This is a genomic window from Sutterella sp. (assembly GCF_052272535.1).
Lineage (GTDB): Bacteria > Pseudomonadota > Gammaproteobacteria > Burkholderiales > Burkholderiaceae_F > Sutterella.
The window spans coordinates 1-1,347 of sequence record NZ_DAVZJY010000359.1 but is presented as its reverse complement, the minus strand read 5'-3'; the positions used below and the strand labels follow the sequence as shown (position 1 = coordinate 1,347).

Below are 1,347 nucleotides of genomic sequence, written 5' to 3'. Positions count from 1 at the left end.
TATTTCCGGTGTCATCACCTTGCGGCGGTATTTGGTTGTGAAGATGAGGTGGACGCAGAGCTTCGTCACGCTGTGCCGACGCCGGTCATAGTCTGAAAACATGTATGCCTCCCATATTAAAGATAATGATAGTATAATAATAAACAACATCAAATTCGATTTTGACCGCCATGCTTTGCGCCGACAAGTTCCGCATCTATCCGAATGCGTCCCAGAGGCAGTTCCTCTGGGCGCAGTTCGGCGCCGTGCGTTTCTGTTGGAACAAGGCGCTCGCGCTCAAGGAGCGGTGGTACAAGCGGTACGGTGCATCACTCTCGGTCATTCACGACCTGAAGCCGCTCATCGCGCGTGCGAAGCGCTCTCCGAGGTATGCCTGGCTCAAGCTCTACGACTCGATGGCATTGCAGGAGTCGCTGCGGAATCTTCAGAAGGCCTACAGCCGCTTCTTTGACAAAAAGGCGGGCAAGCCGCACTTCAAGACCCGCAATGGGCGGCAGTCGAGCTATCACTGCACCAGCGTTTCAGTCGGAGAGAACTGGGTCAAGATTCCGAAGATGGACCCGATCCGAGCAAAGATTCATCGTCCCGTGATGGGGAAGTTGAAGTCCATCACGATCACGTATGAAACGTCGGGCGAGTACTACGCCGCCGTTCTCTACGACGACGGGCGTCCCGAGCCCGAACCCGTCAAGGAGGTCTTCGAGGATGAGATCATCGGCATCGACGTCGGCCTCAAGAACTTGACGATCGACTCCAACGGCAACAAGACGGAGAATCCGAAGCCGCTCAGGAAGGCGGCAAGAAAGACGAGAAAATTGAAGAAGTCGCTCTCCCGCAAAAAGATCGGCAGTCGACGCCGGAGCAAGGCCAGAAAGCGTCTGGCCCGGCATGAGCGCAAGATTCGCAATCAGCGGGAGGACCATCAGCACAAGGTCTCGAAGCGCGTCATTGACGAAAACCAAGTAGTGGCAGCGGAGAGTTTGAAGATCACCAACATGCAGAAGAACCACCGTCTGGCCGGCTCGCTTGCCGACGCCGCCCTTGGGGGTCTTCTGCGCAAGTGTGCCTACAAGGCGAAGAGGAAGGGGAAAAGATTCGTGCAGATCGACACTTTCTTCCCGTCCTCCAAGCTGTGCAGCGTCTGTGGAAACAAGCTTGAAGAACTCAAGCTCTCCACGCGGGAGTGGACGTGTCCCAAGTGCGGGACGCATCACGACCGGGACGTGAACGCGGCGAAGAACATCCGCCTTGAGGGCATTCGACAATGCAGGGCGGCAGGGCTGTCCGTCCGGAGGCGTACAGAGTCCGCTCCTACGTCTCAATGCTCGTCGAGACAGTGTAAGACCC

At 56.6% G+C, this 1,347-nt stretch carries 1 protein-coding gene and 1 pseudogene; one reads left to right on the top strand and one right to left on the bottom strand.

Going from position 1 to position 1,347, the window contains the following annotated elements; translation table 11 throughout:
- Window positions 1-102, bottom strand: a pseudogene (locus ACT6Y9_RS10965) (IS200/IS605 family transposase); the annotation flags it as partial.
- Window positions 103-170: 68 nt separating this feature from the next.
- On the opposite strand from ACT6Y9_RS10965, the gene ACT6Y9_RS10960 reads away from it, so the two are divergent.
- Window positions 171-1,347 (top strand): RNA-guided endonuclease InsQ/TnpB family protein (locus ACT6Y9_RS10960; RefSeq protein ID WP_443744555.1); only part of this gene is annotated, 1,177 nt, incomplete at its 3' end.